Here is a 17,300-nt window from a genome sequence, read left to right on the forward strand (position 1 = left end):
TTTAGTCTGCACGGAGATAGTCTTCGTGCAGACTAAACCGAAGGAGCTTCTGCCATGTGGGTTCACGAGCACACCGCCGAGACCGCCGTACCGCGCGAGCTGATCTGGAAGACGCTGGCCGACATCGACGGCTGGATCGCGTGGGACACGTCGATGGAGGCAATCAAGTTGGACGGCCCGTTCGCCGTCGGCAGCAGGGTGCTGATGACGCCCGCCGGCCAGGACCCGATCGAATCAACCATCGTCGAGGTCACCGAGCTCGAGCGCTACGCCGACGAAACCAGCTTCGGCGGCGCCGTCCTGCGCTTCAGCCACACCCTCTCCACCCCCGCTGAGGGCACCACCCGCATCGTCCACCGCCTGGAAATCACGGGCCCAGATGCAGACCGACTGGGCCCAGAGCTCGGCCCGATGATCACTGAGGACTTCCCCGAGGCGATGACCGCCCTGATCGCCCACGCCGCCAAGTGACCCGCTACCCCGGCGGCCCCGCCGAAAGCCCCGGCTTCCTCCTCTGGCACGTCACCCACAGCTGGCAACGCGCCGTCACCGCCGCCCTCGCTCCGCTGGACCTGACTCACGTCCAGTTCGTCCTCCTGGCCTGCACCTGGTGGCTGACCAACGAAGGCCACACCCCCAACCAGCAAGACCTCGCCCACCAGGCCGGCACCGACATCAAGATGACCTCCCAGGTCCTGAAAACCCTGGAGAACAAGGGCCTCCTGACCCGCGAGGTCTCACCCACCGATGCCCGGGCCAAGACGCTCACCCCCACACCGGCCGGCATCAAGCTCGCGCAGAAGGCGATCACCGCGGTGGAAGCCGTCGACACCGAGTTCTTCGCCCCGGTGCCGACCGACTCACTGACGAAGCTGCTGTCCCGGCTGACCGACCTCGACTAGTCCAGCCACTCGCCGAAGGCGTACGGCTGGCGGGTGCAGAGGTAGGTGGCCCAGTGGAGGGTGGTGGGGGTGCCGTTGGGGTCTCGGGTGATGCGGAGGAGTTCGCCGGCTTCGCGGCCGGAGACCGTGCGGTAGACGTCTTCGGAGACCTGCTCGAAGACCGCCGGCGGCTTCCAGTCGGGGGCGCCTTGGGCGACCGCCTGCAAGACCCCTTCGCGGATGAAGAAGACGAAGGGGCTGCCTTCGGAGTACCAGGTGCCGAGGAGGCCGGAGAGGTCTTCGGGGACTGTGGTGCCGGGGGTCCACGGCTTGGGCTTCGCCGGGTCGTCTTCCAGGACCTTGACGAGTAGGTCGGTGGCCAGGCCGGCGGGGTCGGGGGCCGAGGTGGTGTTCATCAGGGCGATGCCTGCGGTGCCGGACGGGCGGTGGACGAAGGTGCCGGTGATGTGGCCGGGCATGCCGCCGGTGTGGCCGACAGTGGCGCGGTTGCCGAGGCGGAACAGCATGAAGCCGAGGCCGAAGCCGAGGGTCCAGCGCTCGTCGACCATGATCTGCGGCTGGCACATCTCCTCGACGGTGTCCGCGGACAGCACCGAGTCCACCGGGTCGGCGATGAACGACGCCCACTTCGCCAGGTCAGCGGCGGTACTCGCGAGACCGCCGCACGCGTTCATCGCACCGATGTCGAGCACCGGCTCCTTCACCGGTACGTCGGTCCACGGCGGTACGTAGTACCCCTGAGCGGCCGGCCCACCGTCGAACCCGACGGTCGTCCGGTCCATCTCCAGCGGCTGCAGGATGCGCGCCTTGATCGAGTCGTACCAGGTACGGCCCTCGAGCCGCTCGATCACCTCGCCGAGCAACGAGTAGACCAGGTTCGAGTAGTGGAACCGGTGGTGCGGCTTGCCGATCCGCTCGGAGTCGTTCCAGCCGGTCAGCAGCTCGTCGCGGTTCGGGAACGCCATCTTGTCCCAGACGTCGCCGACGGGTTCGCGCTGCATACCGCTGGAGTGGCTGAGCATCTGCCGCACGGTGATACCGCCGTGCTTGGTCTCGGGCAGCAATTGGTCGAGCTGATCGTCCAGGGTGAGCTTGCCCTCGTCGCGCAGCGCCATGATCGCCACCGCGGTGAAGGTCTTGCTGTGCGAGGCGATCAGGTACTGCGTATCGGCGGTCGGCGCGACGCCCGGCTGGTCCAGATCGGCGGAGCCGACCCCTTCGGACCAGGCCAGCGCACCGTCGCGGGCAACGGCCCCGACAAGCCCGGGCACCCGCCCTTTGGCCTGGCGTTCGGCGACGATCCGGCTGAGCGCGGACTGGGTCTGAGCGGAGATCTCGGTCACCAGCCGACATTAAGCCATCGGAGGGCAGTTTCGGATGTGACAAAAGACAGGGGTCTGAACGGGCACGTGTGGGAGGCTGGTGGGGTGCGCATAGCGGTGCTCGGTCCTCTCGCCATGTGGGCGGCCGACGGATCTCCGCTGGACGTCCGCGGAGTCCGCCTGCGCGGCCTGCTGGCCAGGCTCGCGCTGAGCGCGGGCCGCCCGGTCGGCATCGACACCTTGGTCGACGGCCTGTGGGGCACCGAGGCGCCCAGCGCGAACGCCCTGCAGTCGCTGGTCTCGCGACTGCGCGCCGGCCTGCCCGCGACCGAGTCGAGCATCTCGGTCCAGTCCGGCCCGGCCGGCTACACCCTGACCATCTCGCCGGAGTCCGTCGACGCGCTGCACTTCGAGGAACTGGTACGCCGGGGCCGCGAGCTACTCACCACGGACCCCAGCCAGGCCAAGGCACTGCTCACCCAGGCCGAGCGACTCTGGCGCGGTGACGCTCTGGCGGACCTCCGTGACCTACCGTTCGCAGCGATCGAGGCCGACCGCCTCGAGGAGCTGAAACTAGGCGCCTCCGAGGACCTCGCTGAGGCCGCCGTCGCGAGTGGCAACGCCCGCGAGGTCACCGCGGAGCTCGAGCGCCTCACCGCCACCCACCCACTCCGCGAGCGCGTCCACGAACTCCTGATCAGAGCCCTGTACGCCGACGGCCGCCAAGCCGAAGCACTAGCCGCGTACGAGCGAGTCCGCACAACCCTGGCCGACGAGCTCGGCGCGGACCCGGGCGCCCGGCTCCGTGAGCTCCACGTGTCCGTACTCCGCGGAGACGCGATCGACCCGGTCGCCACGACTCCCGTAGTACCGGCTGCTCAGACGTCGGCCCCGCGCAGCAACCTGCGAGCCCCGATGACCAGCTTCGTCGGCAGGGCCGGTGATGTGGCCGAGCTGGCTCGCCTGCTCAGCAACGGCACCAGGCTCGTCACGATGGTCGGCCCTGGTGGCGCCGGCAAGACCCGGCTGGCCACCGAGACCGGCCGATCGCTGGTCGAGCAGACCGGCGACGGCATCTGGTTCGTCGAGCTGGCTCCGCTCGCCGATGCGGCCGACGTGGCGCCCGCGATCCTCGGCACACTCGGCGCCAGCGAGTACGTCGACAGCATGCAGCTGGGCCTGACGCCGAAGCACTTCCCGAGCAGCCGCGCGGCCACCCAGCGGCTCGTCGAGGTGGTCGCCGACCGGCGCGTGCTGCTAGTGCTCGACAACTGTGAGCACCTCGTCCAGGAGGTCGCCGACCTGGTCGACTCCCTGCTCGCCGCCTGCCCCCGGCTGCGCGTGCTCACCACCAGCCGCGAGCCCCTGAGCATCCCCGGCGAACACCTGCATCCGGTCGGCTCCCTCGGACTGCCGCCGATCGACAGTACCGACGACACGTACCCGTCGATCCAGCTGTTCGTCGACCGGGCCCGCGCGGTCCGCCCCGATTTCGCCGTCAACAGCACCAACCGGCAGGCGATCGGCGAGATCTGCCGCCGCCTCGACGGCATGCCACTGGCGATCGAACTCGCCGCAGCCCGTCTTCGCGCGCTCACCCCGCTGCAGATCGTCGATCGGCTCAACGACCGATTCCGCTTGCTCACAAGCGGTTCGCGGACCGCTCTCCCTCGCCACCAGACGCTGCGCGCGGTCGTCGAGTGGAGCTGGGATCTGCTCGACGACGACGAGCAAGCAGTAGCGCGACGACTGTCCCTCTTCTCCGGCGGCGCGACACTCGAAGCCGCGGAACGCGTCTGCAGCGGCCCAGGCCTGCCGCCGGAAGCAGTCCTCGGCGTACTGGCCTCCCTGGTCGACAAGTCGCTGGTCGAAGCCGCTGCCGACGACAGGTCGGTTCGTTACCGGATGCTCGAGACAGTGAAGGCGTACGGATCCGAGCAGCTCGCAGCATCCGGTGAGTCGGCGCAGGTCCGCGAGGCGCATACGGCGTACTTCAGCGAGCTGCTCCGGCAGGCCCGGCCCAAGCTGCACACCGGCGAGCAACTGCAGTGGATCGCCCGCTTCGACGCGGACAACGAGAACCTGCTCGACGCACTCCGCACAGCGGTCGACGCCGGCGATGCGCAGACAGCACTCGACCTCGTGTCGGTGCTCGGCGAGTACTGGAACATGCGCGGTCGCCCGACCGAGGCGGTCACCTGGTTCGAGGCCGCGCTCGAACTCAAGGGCCCGACCCATCCGCTGATCCGCGCGACCACACTGATGATGTACGCGCTCGGCACTCTCTCGAACGGTGAGGATCCGTCCGCCTCGTACGGCGGTGCGATCCGCGGCCTGGCCGAGGTACGGCTGTTGAGCCGTCGGCATCAGGTTGTCAGGGAGTCGGGGGTCGGCCGGTTCACCAATGCCGTCTGGGCGATGGTCCGCCGGGACAAGGCGACCTGCTTCCGCGAACTCGAAGAGGCCAGCCACAACGAGGATCCCTGGGTCCGGAACATGGCCATGATGATGACCGCGATGTTCCGCGAGAACGAAGGCCAGGTCGAGGAGATGGCCGTCGACCTCTCCACCGCGCTGGACGGGTTCCGCGCGCTCGGCGACCGGTGGGGCACGTCCCTGGCGCTGCGCGGACTGTCGAGTCACCAGGCCAGCCGGGGCGACCACGAAGGCGCGCTGGCGTCGCTCACCGAGGCGCTGCAACTGGTCGACGAACTCGGTACCACCGAAGGCGTCGCGCAACTCCTGGCCCAATGCGCTCAGAGCCGGGCCGAGCTGGGCGACCTCGACGGAGCACGGGCCGACCTGACCCGGTCGCTGCAACTCGCCGAGGAGCATGGAAGCCGTGGCGGGCAAGCGATCGCGCTGATGGGGTTCAGCACGCTGGCCCGCCGCGAAGGCCGGCTGGACGACGCCAAGGACCTCGCGGATCGGGCGTACGCGATGCTCGATCTGGTGGCCGAGCGGGTCGCACCGCACGGACAGGCGATGATCCTCAGCCAGCTCGGCCGGGTGGCTGTCGCCCGTGGCGAACTGGATGTGGCACGCGACTACAGCAGGCAGGCAGTCGGCCTGGCGCTCAACACCGAGGACATGCCACTCGCATCGGGCATCATCGAGGCGGCCGCCGAGGTGGAGCTGCTGGCCGGCGACTACGAGCTGGCTGCCCGGACGATCGGCATCGCAGTCGGTCTGCGCGGAATGCGGAGCATCCCGGACTCGGACGTACGCCTCACAGTCGAGCGCTTACGCGCGGAGCTCGGCGACGCGCGCTACGAGACGGCGTACGAGGCAGGTGCCGCGCTGGGCCGCGAGGACGGGTCCAGTGAAATCCGCAAGCGACTCAACCTGCCGGAGAGCTCTGCCGGGCTGGCCGGACTGCTCATCGGCAGAGCCGACGACGCGCACCAGGAGAGCGGGTCGATCCGGATCGCCGCCGGACCGACAGGCTCGCTGCGGACTGGCGGCGGATCAGCCGAGCATGAGTGAGACGGCCAGGTCGCGCAGCGCGGTCTGGACCTGCTCCTCCGGCGGGCGTGGCTCGGTCAGCATCCAGTCGTAGACGACGGTGTTGACCGCGCCGATGAAGCACAGGCCGAGGAAGCGGAAGTCCTTGCGGGTCAGCTCGTTGCGCGACACCGCGACCTCACCGACGCCGACGACGCTCGAGATCAGCAACTCGCGGAAGGCGATCCGCTGCTCCTCCACCGCCGGGCTCGCGCCGACCACCTCGACGAACGAGATCCGGGCCCGGCGCAGATCGGCCATGATGGTCCGCAGGTAGCCGTCGACGGCGGCGACGATCCGCTCCCGGACCGGCGCGTCGGCGGTCGCCGCGAGCGCCTCACCGGTACTGCGGACCGCCAGCTCGATCACCTGGGCGTGCACCGCGAGCAGTACGGCTTCCTTGTTCTGGAACTCGTGGTAGAAGTGCCGGGTCGACACTTTCGCCTGCGCACACAGCCGTTCCACCGAGGTCGCGGAATAGCCGTCGGTCCCGAACAGCTCCAGCGCGGCGTCCAGCAGACGTTCCCGTCGCGCCGCCTTCCACTCCTCGACGGAGCGACCGGAGTAGCGGCGTTCGGAGGGTTCGCTCATTGCACCTCTTGTCGATACCCCGTGCGTGAACTCTTGCCATCTTAGCCAGATCGGCTCTACATTACTGACCAGTTTCCAAGTGAAAAGGCTGCTTTTCACTTATCCTCCGGAGGCTGCTTGATGAAGACGGCCGAAAGACTGCGCGCGGTGCGGGTACTTCGCGCCGCGGGGCTGCTCGATCTGAGCCGCCCGGTTCTCACTGCCACCACTTCCCTTGCGATGCGGCGACTGGGACCGATTGCAGGTGCCGCCCACATCGCCGCCCGGCGCGACCCTGCCGACCTCGCGCTGATCGACGAACTCGGCGAGCTGACCTATGGCGAGCTGGACCGGCGCGCGAACGCCGTTGCCCGCGGTTGGATCGCGGCAGGCGTGACGCCCGGTCAGGCGATCGGCGTGCTCTGCCGCGATCATCGCGGGGTCGTCGACGCGATGATTGCCTGCGGCAAGCTCGGTGTCCGGTTGGTGTTGCTGAACACAGGTTTCAGCCGGGTACAGCTGGCCGATGTCGCCCGCAGGGAAGGGATTTCGGCACTCGTCCACGACGAGGAGTTCGAAGATCTACTGTCGGCGATCCCGACGGAGGTGCGCAGATTCAGCGATCTCGAAGCGATCATCGCCACGCACCACGGCGGGCCGCTCGAGTTGCCCAAGGAGCAGGCCGGGATGGTGCTGCTGACCGGCGGCACGACCGGTACGCCGAAAGGCGCGCCCCGGCAGGTCCGGTCGCCGTTGATGGCCGCGCAGTTCCTCGACCGGGTGCCGTTGCGCCGCGGCGACACCGTCTTCATCGCGGCGCCGACCTTCCATGGCACCGGCCTGACGCAGTTCATCATGACGCTCGCGCTCGGCTCGACGATCGTGCTCCGCCGGCGCTTCGACGCGACCGCCACCCTCGCTGGGATCGAACGGCATCGGGCCACCGCGCTGATCGTCGTACCGACCATGCTGCAAAGGATTCTGGCGGCCGGGCCCGAGCGCTACGACACCAGCTCGCTGCGGGTCATCATGAGCGCAGGCGCCTTGCTGCCAACGGATCTGGGCAATCGGACGATGGCCGCGTTCGGCCCGGTCCTGCACAACCTCTACGGCTCGACCGAGTGCGCCGTCGCCACCGTCGCGATGCCCGCGGACTGGCAGGCAGCGCCCGGGACGGCCGGCCTCCCGCCTGTCGGTTGCCAGGTCCGCCTGTACGACGACGCCGACCGCCCGATCGAGCGACCTGGCACCACCGGACGGATCTTCGTCGGCAACGGGCTCAGCTTCGCGGGCTACTCGGGCGGCGGCCACAAGGACATGATCGACGGGCTGCTGAGCACCGGCGACCTCGGCCATCTCGACGCCGGCGGACGGCTGTTCGTGGACGGGCGCGACGACGACATGATCGTCTCCGGCGGCGAGAACGTCTTCCCGATCGAGGTCGAGAACCTGGTCGAGGCGATGCCCGGCGTCGCCGAGGTCGCCTCGCTCGGCGTTCCCGACGAGGAGTTCGGCCAGCGCCTGCGGCTGTACGTCGTACTGGCCGACGGCTCGACCCTCGACGGCGACGCGATCCGCCGTCACGTCAGGGAGAACCTGGCGCGTTACAAAGTGCCCCGCGACGTCGTTTTCCTCGATGAGCTCCCCCGCACCGCGACCGGCAAGGTCTACCGCCCCCACCTCGAAGGTAAGGACACCGCATGAACCGTCCACGAAAAGCCCTGATCGCCGTCGCCGTCTCGCTGGGCCTGCTGGCCACAGCCTCACCACCGGCTTCGGCCACGACCATCACCGAGCCTGACCAGGACGCGTTCTACCAGCCGGCTCCGGGGTACGAGTCGAAGGCGCCCGGTACGGTGCTGAAGAAGCGGTCCGTGACGGTGACCGGGCTCGGGATTCCCTTGCCCGTCAAGGCGTTTCAGCTGCAATCCCGGAGTACCGACGCCAAGAACCGGCCCGTGACCGTCATCTCCACGGTGATCGTGCCCCTCACTCCGTACCTGGGCCAGCGGCCGTTGTTGTCGTACCAGCCGGCCACCGACTCACTCGGCGACCAGTGCAACCCGTCGTACACGCTGCGCACCGGGTTGGAGAAGGAACTCCCGCTGCTGGCCCTCGGCGTCGCGAAGGGCTGGGCCGTCGTGGTGACTGACTACCAGGGTCCGCGGGACGCGTATGGCGCCGGGCGGATGGAGGGGCACGCAGTACTGGACGGCATCCGGGCGACGCTTGCCTCACCCGAGGCCGGGCTGACCCCGACGACGAAGGTCGGCATCTGGGGCTACTCCGGCGGCGGCCTGGCCACCGGCTGGGCGGCGGAGTTGCAGCCGTCGTACGCACCCGAGCTGAACCTCGTAGGCGTCGCCTCCGGCGGCACCCCGGCCGACCTGGCGGCGGCCGGACGCCAGATGGACGGCGGCCCGTTCTCCGGGTTGTTCCTAGCGGCGGCGATCGGCGTCACCCGCGAGTACCCCGAACTCCTCACCATCTTCAATGCCCAAGGCAAGCAACTGATCACGGCAATGGACGACCTCTGCGTCACCGAAGAGGCCCTCTACACCTTCCAAAGCGTCAAGCAGTACAGCGATTCCCCCGACCCACTGGCCGAACCCATCGCCCAGCAAGTCCTCACCACCAACAAGATGGGCGCCAACGCCCCCAAGGCCCCCGTCTACCTCTACCACTCGAAGTTCGACGAGCTCATCCCCTGGGCCGTCGGCAAGTCCCTCAACGACACCTGGTGCGCCAAAGGCACAAAGGTCACCATGTACACCGACTACGCCAGCGAACACAACGTCCTGGCAGTAACCGGCGCCCCCGCAGCAATCACCTACCTATCAGCCCGCTTCGCAGGCCTGAAAGCCCCCACAACCTGCTAATCGACCGCGCCGGCCGCTCGCCGTTAGGCGGGCGGCCGGCGCGGGGTCAGACCCGGCGGCGGTAGGCGCGGAGGGCTAGGGGGGCGAAGACTGCTACTACTCCGGCCATGAAGGCGAAGGTGATCAGCAGGGGCTTCTGGATGTCGCCGCCGAGCATCAGGCCGCGCATCGCGTCCACCAGGTAGGTGATCGGGTTGACCTTCACCCAGGACTGCATGAAGTCCGGCAGAGTGCTCGCGTCGACGAAGACGTTGCTGCCGAACGTCAGCGGGAACATCACCAGGAACGCGACCCCCTGGACCCCCTGGGCCGTCTTCATCGTCAGCCCGAGCCAGACCCACACCCAGCACAGCGCCAGCGCGAAGCTGAGCACCAGCAGGCAGGCGAGTACGCCGTACAGCAGCCCGTTCTCGAACCGGAAGCCGAGCGCGAAGCCGGACACCATCAAGATCACGACCGAGGTCAGGTAGCGGACGGTATCGCCGAGCACCGCACCGATCAGCGGTGAGATCCGCGAGATCGGCAAGCTGCGGAACCGATCGAAGACCCCCTTGGCGAAGTCGTCGTTCAGGCCGACCCCGGTACCCATCGTCGAGAACACCACCGACTGCACCAGCACCCCAGGCAGCAGCATCGGCAGATAGTCGTGCCAGGTACCACCCGTCTTGGCGACAACCGCGCCACCGAAGACGAACAAGAACAGCAGCAGAAAGATGATTGGCTGGAACGTGACGTCGGCCAGCGCTTCGGGGTTCTGCCGGATCCGGACGATGTTGCGCCAGGCCAGCGTCAGACTCTGCTCGACCCAGGCGAACGGCCTGGACCGGCGGGCCGCGTGAGCAGCTGGTACTTCGAGTGTCGCGGTGCTCATCGGACCGCTCCTTCCAGGACGTCGGCGGGCGATTCTTCGGCGGCGTGCCCGGTCAGGGCGAGGAAGACCTCGTCCAGGCTCGGCAGCCGCAGGGACAGTTCGGTGACGGCGATCCCGGCCTCGTCGAGCCGGCGGACCACCACGGGCATCGACGTACCGTCCGAGACAGGCACGCTGACGACAGCGTTCACCACGTCGACGGTCGGCCGGGTACCGACGGATTCGGAGACGATCGCGGCGACCCGCTCCAGGTGACCCGGCTCGGCCGGCCGGACGTCGAGCGACTGCTTGCCGGCCTGCGCCTTGAGCTCGGCCGGCCGCCCCTCGGCGACCACCCGGCCCTTGTCGAACACCAGCAGCGAGTCCGCCAGCGCGTCGGCCTCTTCGAGGTACTGCGTGGTCAGCAGCACCGTCGTACCGTCGAGCACCAGGTTGCGGATGGTGTCCCACACCCCGTTGCGAGCGTGCGGGTCGAGTCCGGTCGTCGGCTCGTCCAGGTAGAGGATGCTCGGGTTGCCGACCAGGCTCGCGGCCAGGTCGAGGCGACGGCGCATGCCGCCGGAGTACGTCTTGGCGATCCGATCCCCTGCGTCGGACAGCTCGAAACGGTCCAGCAGCTGGGTCGCCCGCGCCTTGGCCTGAGCCCGCGGCAGGCCGAGCAGCCGGCCGATCATGACCAGGTTGCGGCGGCCCGACATGTCCTCGTCGACCGAGGCGTACTGCCCGGTCAGCCCGATGATCTCGCGGACTCGCGGCGCCTGCCGGATGACGTCGAACCCGCCGACGGTCGCATGCCCGGCGTCCGGCCGCAGCAGCGTACCGAGGATCCGGACCGCGGTGGTCTTGCCTGCGCCGTTCGGCCCGAGGACCCCGAGCACAGTGCCGGTCGGCACCGTCAGGTCCACGCCGTCCAGCGCGGTGGTACTGCCATATTTCTTGACCAGACCCTCGGCCGAGATGGCGACGTTGGTATCGGTGGACATTTGGTTCCTCCCAGATGAGTGCTACTGGGACAACCGTGCGCCCAAGCGCTGACAGGCGCCTGGCACTGGACTGGTAGCCCGTGCCAGGCGCTGTCAGGACTGTCTCAGCTGACCTTCGTGAGCTCCGCGGTGTCGGCCTTGAGCGGGACGATCTGGTTGGCGCGGAGCGCTTCGTAGACGTCCGGGTTGTACCGGGCCAGCGTCGCGCGGGCGCGGCGGCGATAGCGGAGGATCTGGATGGTGCCGATCGTCCAGAGGACGTACTGGAAGGCCAGTGCGGTCTTGAAGTCACCGAGGGTCTGCGGGGCGCCGCCCGAGGAGGCGTCGAGCAGGATGCCGACCATGCCGATACAGATCAGCATGGCGATGAAGCCACCGGTGTTGACCATCCCGTTGGCCGCGCCGAAGCGGGTCGTCGGGTTGAACGTCCGGGCGTAGTCCAGGCCCAGCATCGACCCGGGACCTCCGGCCGCCTGCACGATGATCAGCAGGAGCAGTACCGGCATCGGAGCGCGGCCGGGCCAGGCGAGCACGATGGTCCACATCAGCACGGAGCCGGCGATCACGGCCAGCACGATCCAGGAACGGTAGAAGGGGAACTTCGCGGCGTACCGGCCGACCAGCGGGCCGTAACAGAACCCGGCCAGCACCGGCAGGATGAGCATCGCCGCAGCCGTCGTCGGTGCGACGCCCTGTCCCTGGACCAGGAACGGGTAGCCCCAGAGCAGACCGAACGTGCCACCCGAGAAGCTCGTGGTGAAGTGCGTCCAGAGTCCGAGGCGGGTGCCTGGCTCACGCCAGGCGCGACGGAGGTTCCGGCGTACCAGGGAGAGCGGCTGCTTGGTGCGGTGGGGCGATACGTCGTACGGGCTGTCCTTCAGCAGGAAGAGGACGGCCAGTCCGGCCACCAGGCTGAGCAGGCTCGCACCGGCGAAGGTGGGCGTCCAACCGAACGCGTGGAACGCAGCAGCCATTGGCACCGTCGACACGATCGCGCCGAGGCCACCGAGCATGCCTGTCACCTGCGACATCACGGGCTGCTTGAGCGCCGGGAACCACGACATCACGACCCGCAGCACGCTGATGAAGACCAGCGCGTCGCCGACGCCGAGCACCGCCCGGGCAGCGAGCGCCGCCGGGTAGGAGTCGACCAGGCTGAACGCCGACTGCGCCGCGAACAGCAGACCCGAGGCGGCGATCAGCAGCCGCTTCGAGCCGTACCGGTCCAGCAGGATGCCGACCGGGACCTGCATCGCGGCGTACACGGTCAGCTGGACGACCGTGAAGCTCGCCAGGGCGGAGGCGGAGATGTGGAAGCGCTCGGCCGCTTGCAGGCCGGCGACGCTCATCGAGCCGCGGTGCAGCACAGTCACCAGGTAGGTGAAGACAGCAGTGGCCCACACCGCCCAGGCTCGCCGACCGCCCAGGGGGAAGAGGAGTTCGGTCACTGCCCGCCCCGCAGATCCGTCGCGGCGACGTGGATGTGGTCGATGACGAGCTCGCGGAAGCGCTTGGCGCTGTTGCCGCCGAGCGCGTCGATCATCTCCTGGTGCGCGGCGATGGACTTGTCCATCCGGGCCGGCTGCATCTCGATCCCGGGCACGCCCATCCGGACCTGGCGGTCGCGCAGGCTGTTGTAGAGCTTGGCCAGGATCTCGTTGCCCGCGGCACCGACGATCGCCTCGTGGAAGACCCGGTCGGCGACCAGGAACGCCTTCGCGTCACCGGCCTTGCGGTGCGTGCGCATCTCCTGGACCAGCGGGACCAGCTTGTCGACCAGTTGCCTGCGGCGCGGCCAGACCTTCGCCGCGGCGTGCGTCTCGATCAGCTCGCGCGCTTCCAGGACGTCGTTGACCTCCTGGGCCAGCACCGGCAGGACGAGCGCGCCCTTCTTCGGGTACAGCTTCACCAGGCCGGATTCCTCCAGCCGGAGCAGCGCCTCGCGGACCGGAGTACGGGAGACTCCGACCGCGGTCGCCAGCTCCCCCTCGGTCAGCAACTCGTTGCCCGGGTAGACCCGGTCGAGGATCGCTGCCTTCACGTAGGCGTAGACGCGCTCTGCCGCGGGGATCTTCTCCACCCCCGGCGCCGCGTCCGCGACTATCCGTGCGATCTCCGTCGTCTCGTCACCCAACACCAACCCACTCACCGGCTCGTCGCCGGGCACCCCGCTACCCACAACACCCCTCACGTCACGTATCTCTGTTGTATCTATCTTACACGCAACAGAATCCAGCGCTCGTTTCATTCCCACCCACCGAGTTATCCACAGGTTGGTCCACAGATGTGGGCTGTTGTGGATGAAGGGTTTCCCGTGCTTTCCGAGTCGATCGGCCCGTGGCGCCGCGATGCGTTCTAGAGTTCGGCCAGCGTTCCCGTCCGATCGCCCCTGATGAGGAGATTGTCTTGACCCCACGCTCGCGTACCCGCCGGCTGAGCGCAGGCCTGGCCGTCGTGGCCCTGGCGTTCGCCGGCGCCGGCACCGCCGCCGCCCACGCCACCCCTGTCTCCGCCACCGGATCCGGTGCGGCCGCGGCCGCACCGGGCATCCTGATGAACTACGTGGTCAACACCAAGCCCGTGGCGATCCACGTCGACCGGGCCGAGCAGGCGATCGAGGCGGCCGGCGGCACCGTCGTGCAGTCGTACGAGGACCTCGGCGTGATCATCGCGCAGTCGACCAGCACCACCTTCCGTACCGACGTGAAGCTCGGCAAGAACGGCAAGAGCGTCCAGTCGGTCGGCGCCACCCGCACCGCGGCCGTCTCGGAAGGCCCGGTCGGTGCGGCGAAGCCCGCTCAGGCCGCCGCCAAGGGGCTGCAGGCCGGCGAGGCCACCCCGGTGCTCGACCCGCGTGAGGGCGAGCAGTGGGACATGGTCCAGATCAAGGCGGACCAGGCCCACAAGGTCACCGACGGCACCCACCGCGTCCTGGTCGGCATCAACGACTCGGGCGTCGACGACACCCACCCGGACCTGGCGCCGAACTTCGACGCCGCCGACTCGGTCAACTGCGTCAACAACGGCGTACCGGACACCACGCCCGGCGCGTGGCGGCCGACCACCAGCTCGCACGGCACGCACGTCGCCGGCACCGTCGCCGCCGCCCGTAACGGCGTCGGCATCGTCGGGGTCGCGCCGGGTGTCCGGATCGCGTCGGTGAAGGTCGTGAACGACGACGGCTTCATCTACCCGGAGTACTCGATCTGCGGGTTCGTCTGGGCGGCCGAGCACAAGATGGACGTCACCAACCACAGCTACTTCATCGACCCGTTCGAGTTCTGGTGCGCCAACGACCCCGACCAGGGCGCGGTCCAGGAGGCAGTACGCCGGGCCGTCGCGTTCGCCACCAGCAAGGGTGTGCTCTCGGTCGCGGCCGCCGGCAACTCGAACTACGACCTGGCGAACAAGACCACCGACTCCGCCAGCCCGAACGACACCACCCCGGTGACCAGGACGATCAACAACGACTGCCTGGACATCCCGACCGAGCTCCCGGGCGTCATCACGGTCGCCAGCACCACCAACACCAAGGCGAAGAGCAGCTTCTCCAACTACGGCCTGAACAAGATCGACGTGGCCGCGCCGGGCAGCAGCATCCTGTCCACGCTGCCCGGCAACCGGTACGGCACGGCCAGCGGTACTTCGATGGCGTCCCCGCACGTCACCGGCGTCGCCGCGCTGATCAAGTCGTCCCGCCCGTGGCTGAAGCCGGCCGAGATCGAGAAGGCCCTGCGAGTCGACGCCGACGACCAGGCCTGCCCCGCCGTCGTCGACGCCCGCTGCACCGGCACCACCGCCAACAACGCCTTCTTCGGCGAAGGCCTGGTCGACGCCCTGGACGGCATCAAGAAGTACTGATCTGATCCCTCCCCGAGGGACCACAAAGACAGAGAGAGGGGATCCCCCGCCCGGGATCCCCTCTCTCCTTTTGTCGTCTCAGAACATCAGTGCGCGGGCCGGGTCCTCGAGGATGGCCGCTACGTCGGCGAGGAAGGTGGAACCCTTCTCGCCGTCGATCAGGCGGTGGTCGAAGGACAGTGCGAGCGTGGTGATCCAGCGCGGCACGATCTCGTCGTCCACCACCCAGGGCTGCTTGCGGACCGCGCCGAAGGCGAGGATCGCGGATTCGCCGGGGTTGATGATCGGCGTACCGGCGTCGACGCCGAAGACGCCGACGTTGGTGATCGTGAACGAGCCACCGGCCTGGTCGGCCGGCTGGGTCTTGCCCTCGCGGGCGACGGCTACCAGGTCGTTCAGGGCGCCGCACAGCTCGGGCAGGGTGAGCGACTCGGCCGACTTGATGTTCGGCACGATCAGCCCGCGCGGGGTGGCCGCGGCGATGCCGAGGTTGACCGCGCTCTTGATCACGATCTCCTGGTTGGCCTCGTCCCAGGTGGCGTTGATGATCGGCGTCCGCCGGGCCGCCAGGGTGACCGCCTTGGCGACGATCAGCAACGGCGAGACCCGCAACTCCTTGAACGCCTTGTCCTTCTTGAGGCGCTCCACCAACTCCATCGTGGCGCTCACGTCGACGGTGATCCACTCGGTCACGTGCGGCGCGGTGAACGCACTGCTCACCATCGCCTGAGCCATCACCTTCACAACACCCTTGATCGGAATCCGGGTGTCCCCCTGCGCACTGATCACAGGAGCAGCCGCAACCACCTGAGCCGGCGCGGCCGACGTGTGGCCCTCGACATCAGCCCGGGTGATGATCCCACCCGGCCCGGTAGCCGTGACAGCAGCCAGATCGATCCCCAGATCCTTCGCCAACTTCCGCACCGGCGGCTTGGCCAGCACATGCACGCTCGCCTCGTTGCCCTGAGCAACAACCGCTACAGGTTCCGGCTCAGGAACCACTACTACTTCTTCTACTGCGACAACCGGTGCTCCGCCCTTGCGGGGGCGGCGCTTTGCTTCGGTGGTTTTGGGGCCGTAGCCGACCAGGACCGCCGTGCGGCCGCCGGGGGCGGTGCCGCCGATCTTGCCTGGTTCGATGGTGTCTTCGTCGGGGATCGACGGGACGAGGTCTTCGGGGCTGCCTGCGTCCTCCGTCTGGACGGAGATGATCGGGGTGCCTACGTCGACGGTCTCGCCCTCGGGGACGAGGAGTTCGGCGACGACGCCGGCGAAGGGAACAGGGAGTTCGACCAGGGACTTGGCGGTCTCGATCTCGACGACGGTGTCGTTGAGTTTGACCGTGTCGCCGACCTTGACCTTCCAGCTGACGATCTCGGCCTCGACCAAGCCTTCTCCCACATCCGGGAGGCGGAACTGCTGGATGCCCATCAGTACCCCATCACCCGGTCGACGGCGTCGAGCACCCGGTCCAGGTCGGGCAGGTACTCCTCCTCCATCCGCGAGGGCGGATAGGGGGTGTCGAACCCGGTGACCCGCAGTACCGGTGCCTCGAGGTGGTAGAAGCACTCCTCGCTGACCCGCGCGGCGACCTCCGAGCCCGGGCCGAGCGACAGCGGCGCCTCGTGCACGACGACAGCACGCCGGGTCTTCTTGACCGACGCGAAGATCGTCGCCAGATCCAGCGGCGCGATCGAGCGCAGGTCGACGACCTCCAGGTTGCGCCCGTCCTCGAGCGCCGCCTCGGCCGCCTGCAGACAGGTCTTCACCATCGGGCCGTAGCAGAACAGCGTCGCGTCGGTGCCCTCGCGGACCACCTTCGCCTTGAACAGCGGGTACGCCGCCCCGGCGCTCTCGTCCAGCTCCGCCTTCTCGTGGTACCGGCGCTTCGGCTCGAAGAACACCACCGGGTCGTCGGTCGCGATCGCCTGCTGGATCATCCAGTACGCGTCGACCGGGTCGCCGGCCGCGACCACCTTGAGCCCCGGGACGTGCGCGAACAGCGTCTCCGGCGACTCCGAGTGGTGCTCGACCGCGCCGATGCCGCCGCCGAACGGGATCCGGATCACGATCGGCATCTTCAGCTTGCCCATCGACCGGTAGTGCATCTTGGCGACCTGGTTGATGATCTGGTCGTACGCCGGGAAGACGAACCCGTCGAACTGGATCTCACACACCGGCCGGTAGCCGCGCAGCGCCAGGCCGACCGCGGTGCCGATGATGCCGGACTCGGCCAGCGGGGTGTCGATCACCCGGTCCTCGCCGAAGTCCTTCTGCAGCCCCTCGGTGACCCGGAAGACGCCGCCGAGCTTGCCGATGTCCTCACCCATGATCAGGACCTTCGGGTCCTTCTCCATGGCGGCCCGCAGGCCCTGGTTGATGCCCTTGCCCAGGCTGATCTTCGCCAT

Annotated in this window: 14 protein-coding genes; 6 read left to right on the plus strand and 8 right to left on the minus strand. The window is 68.6% G+C overall.

Going from position 1 to position 17,300, the window contains the following annotated elements:
* The first annotated feature begins 54 nt into the window (after positions 1–54).
* Both AB0M15_RS32040 and AB0M15_RS32045 read left to right on the plus strand, forming a co-directional pair.
* Positions 55–471, plus strand: a complete 417-nt coding sequence (locus AB0M15_RS32040) for an SRPBCC family protein (RefSeq protein WP_363826430.1) — start codon at positions 55–57, stop codon at positions 469–471.
* Entirely contained in the window at positions 468–902 is a 435-nt protein-coding gene (locus AB0M15_RS32045; RefSeq protein WP_363826433.1) for a MarR family winged helix-turn-helix transcriptional regulator, read from the plus strand. Before AB0M15_RS32040 ends, AB0M15_RS32045 begins: the two co-directional genes overlap by 4 nt.
* Here AB0M15_RS32045 and AB0M15_RS32050 read toward each other — a convergent pair.
* Entirely contained in the window at positions 899–2,245 is a 1,347-nt protein-coding gene (locus AB0M15_RS32050; RefSeq protein ID WP_363826436.1) for a serine hydrolase domain-containing protein, read from the minus strand. The two genes, AB0M15_RS32045 and AB0M15_RS32050, sit on opposite strands and share 4 nt — an antisense overlap.
* A gap of 84 nt (positions 2,246–2,329) precedes the next feature.
* On the opposite strand from AB0M15_RS32050, the gene AB0M15_RS32055 reads away from it, so the two are divergent.
* Positions 2,330–5,710 (plus strand): BTAD domain-containing putative transcriptional regulator, encoded by a 3,381-nt coding sequence (locus tag AB0M15_RS32055; RefSeq protein WP_363826439.1) that lies wholly within the window; start codon positions 2,330–2,332, stop codon positions 5,708–5,710.
* Here the strand turns inward: AB0M15_RS32055 and AB0M15_RS32060 are convergent.
* On the minus strand, positions 5,693–6,319 hold the full coding sequence (locus AB0M15_RS32060; RefSeq protein WP_363826443.1) for a TetR/AcrR family transcriptional regulator: 627 nt from the start codon (positions 6,317–6,319) through the stop codon (positions 5,693–5,695). The two genes, AB0M15_RS32055 and AB0M15_RS32060, sit on opposite strands and share 18 nt — an antisense overlap.
* Before the next feature lie 120 nt (positions 6,320–6,439).
* Here AB0M15_RS32060 and AB0M15_RS32065 point away from each other — a divergent pair, with 120 nt between their 5' ends.
* Both AB0M15_RS32065 and AB0M15_RS32070 read left to right on the plus strand, forming a co-directional pair.
* Complete coding sequence (locus AB0M15_RS32065) at positions 6,440–8,002, plus strand: AMP-binding protein (protein WP_363826446.1); 1,563 nt, start codon at positions 6,440–6,442, stop codon at positions 8,000–8,002.
* Complete coding sequence (locus AB0M15_RS32070) at positions 7,999–9,177, plus strand: lipase family protein (RefSeq protein WP_363826451.1); 1,179 nt, start codon at positions 7,999–8,001, stop codon at positions 9,175–9,177. Before AB0M15_RS32065 ends, AB0M15_RS32070 begins: the two co-directional genes overlap by 4 nt.
* 46 nt (positions 9,178–9,223) lie before the next feature.
* Here the strand turns inward: AB0M15_RS32070 and AB0M15_RS32075 are convergent, their stop codons facing one another.
* The 4 genes from AB0M15_RS32075 to AB0M15_RS32090 form a co-directional block, all read right to left on the minus strand.
* Entirely contained in the window at positions 9,224–10,048 is an 825-nt protein-coding gene (locus AB0M15_RS32075) for an ABC transporter permease (protein ID WP_363826454.1), read from the minus strand.
* Complete coding sequence (locus tag AB0M15_RS32080; protein WP_363826457.1) at positions 10,045–11,031, minus strand: ATP-binding cassette domain-containing protein; 987 nt, start codon at positions 11,029–11,031, stop codon at positions 10,045–10,047. Before AB0M15_RS32080 ends, AB0M15_RS32075 begins: the two co-directional genes overlap by 4 nt.
* Before the next feature lie 104 nt (positions 11,032–11,135).
* Positions 11,136–12,479 (minus strand): MFS transporter, encoded by a 1,344-nt coding sequence (locus AB0M15_RS32085; protein ID WP_363826460.1) that lies wholly within the window; start codon positions 12,477–12,479, stop codon positions 11,136–11,138.
* Complete coding sequence (locus AB0M15_RS32090; protein WP_363826463.1) at positions 12,476–13,222, minus strand: GntR family transcriptional regulator; 747 nt, start codon at positions 13,220–13,222, stop codon at positions 12,476–12,478. Before AB0M15_RS32090 ends, AB0M15_RS32085 begins: the two co-directional genes overlap by 4 nt.
* Positions 13,223–13,437: 215 nt before the next feature.
* Here AB0M15_RS32090 and AB0M15_RS32095 point away from each other — a divergent pair, with 215 nt between their 5' ends.
* A complete protein-coding gene (locus tag AB0M15_RS32095; RefSeq protein ID WP_363826466.1) occupies positions 13,438–14,892 on the plus strand; it encodes a S8 family serine peptidase in 1,455 nt (484 codons plus the stop codon).
* Positions 14,893–14,970: 78 nt separating this feature from the next.
* On the opposite strand, the gene AB0M15_RS32100 is transcribed toward AB0M15_RS32095, so the two are convergent.
* Together AB0M15_RS32100 and AB0M15_RS32105 are read right to left on the minus strand one after the other, a co-directional pair.
* Positions 14,971–16,323, minus strand: a complete 1,353-nt coding sequence (locus AB0M15_RS32100) for a dihydrolipoamide acetyltransferase family protein (RefSeq protein WP_363826469.1) — start codon at positions 16,321–16,323, stop codon at positions 14,971–14,973.
* Complete coding sequence (locus AB0M15_RS32105) at positions 16,323–17,300, minus strand: alpha-ketoacid dehydrogenase subunit beta (RefSeq protein ID WP_363826472.1); 978 nt, start codon at positions 17,298–17,300, stop codon at positions 16,323–16,325. Before AB0M15_RS32105 ends, AB0M15_RS32100 begins: the two co-directional genes overlap by 1 nt.

This window comes from Kribbella sp. NPDC051718 (assembly GCF_040681515.1).
Taxonomy (GTDB): Bacteria; Actinomycetota; Actinomycetes; order Propionibacteriales; family Kribbellaceae; genus Kribbella.

Coding starts and splice junctions, on each gene's coding strand:
- AB0M15_RS32040 (WP_363826430.1), top strand. CDS start 55: ATGTGGGTTCACGAGCACACCGCCGAGACCGCCGTACCGCGCGAGCTG.
- AB0M15_RS32060 (WP_363826443.1), bottom strand. CDS start 6,319: ATGAGCGAACCCTCCGAACGCCGCTACTCCGGTCGCTCCGTCGAGGAG.
- AB0M15_RS32065 (WP_363826446.1), top strand. CDS start 6,440: ATGAAGACGGCCGAAAGACTGCGCGCGGTGCGGGTACTTCGCGCCGCG.
- AB0M15_RS32070 (WP_363826451.1), top strand. CDS start 7,999: ATGAACCGTCCACGAAAAGCCCTGATCGCCGTCGCCGTCTCGCTGGGC.
- AB0M15_RS32075 (WP_363826454.1), bottom strand. CDS start 10,048: ATGAGCACCGCGACACTCGAAGTACCAGCTGCTCACGCGGCCCGCCGG.
- AB0M15_RS32080 (WP_363826457.1), bottom strand. CDS start 11,031: ATGTCCACCGATACCAACGTCGCCATCTCGGCCGAGGGTCTGGTCAAG.
- AB0M15_RS32100 (WP_363826469.1), bottom strand. CDS start 16,323: ATGGGCATCCAGCAGTTCCGCCTCCCGGATGTGGGAGAAGGCTTGGTC.
- AB0M15_RS32105 (WP_363826472.1), bottom strand. CDS start 17,300: ATGGCGAAGATCAGCCTGGGCAAGGGCATCAACCAGGGCCTGCGGGCC.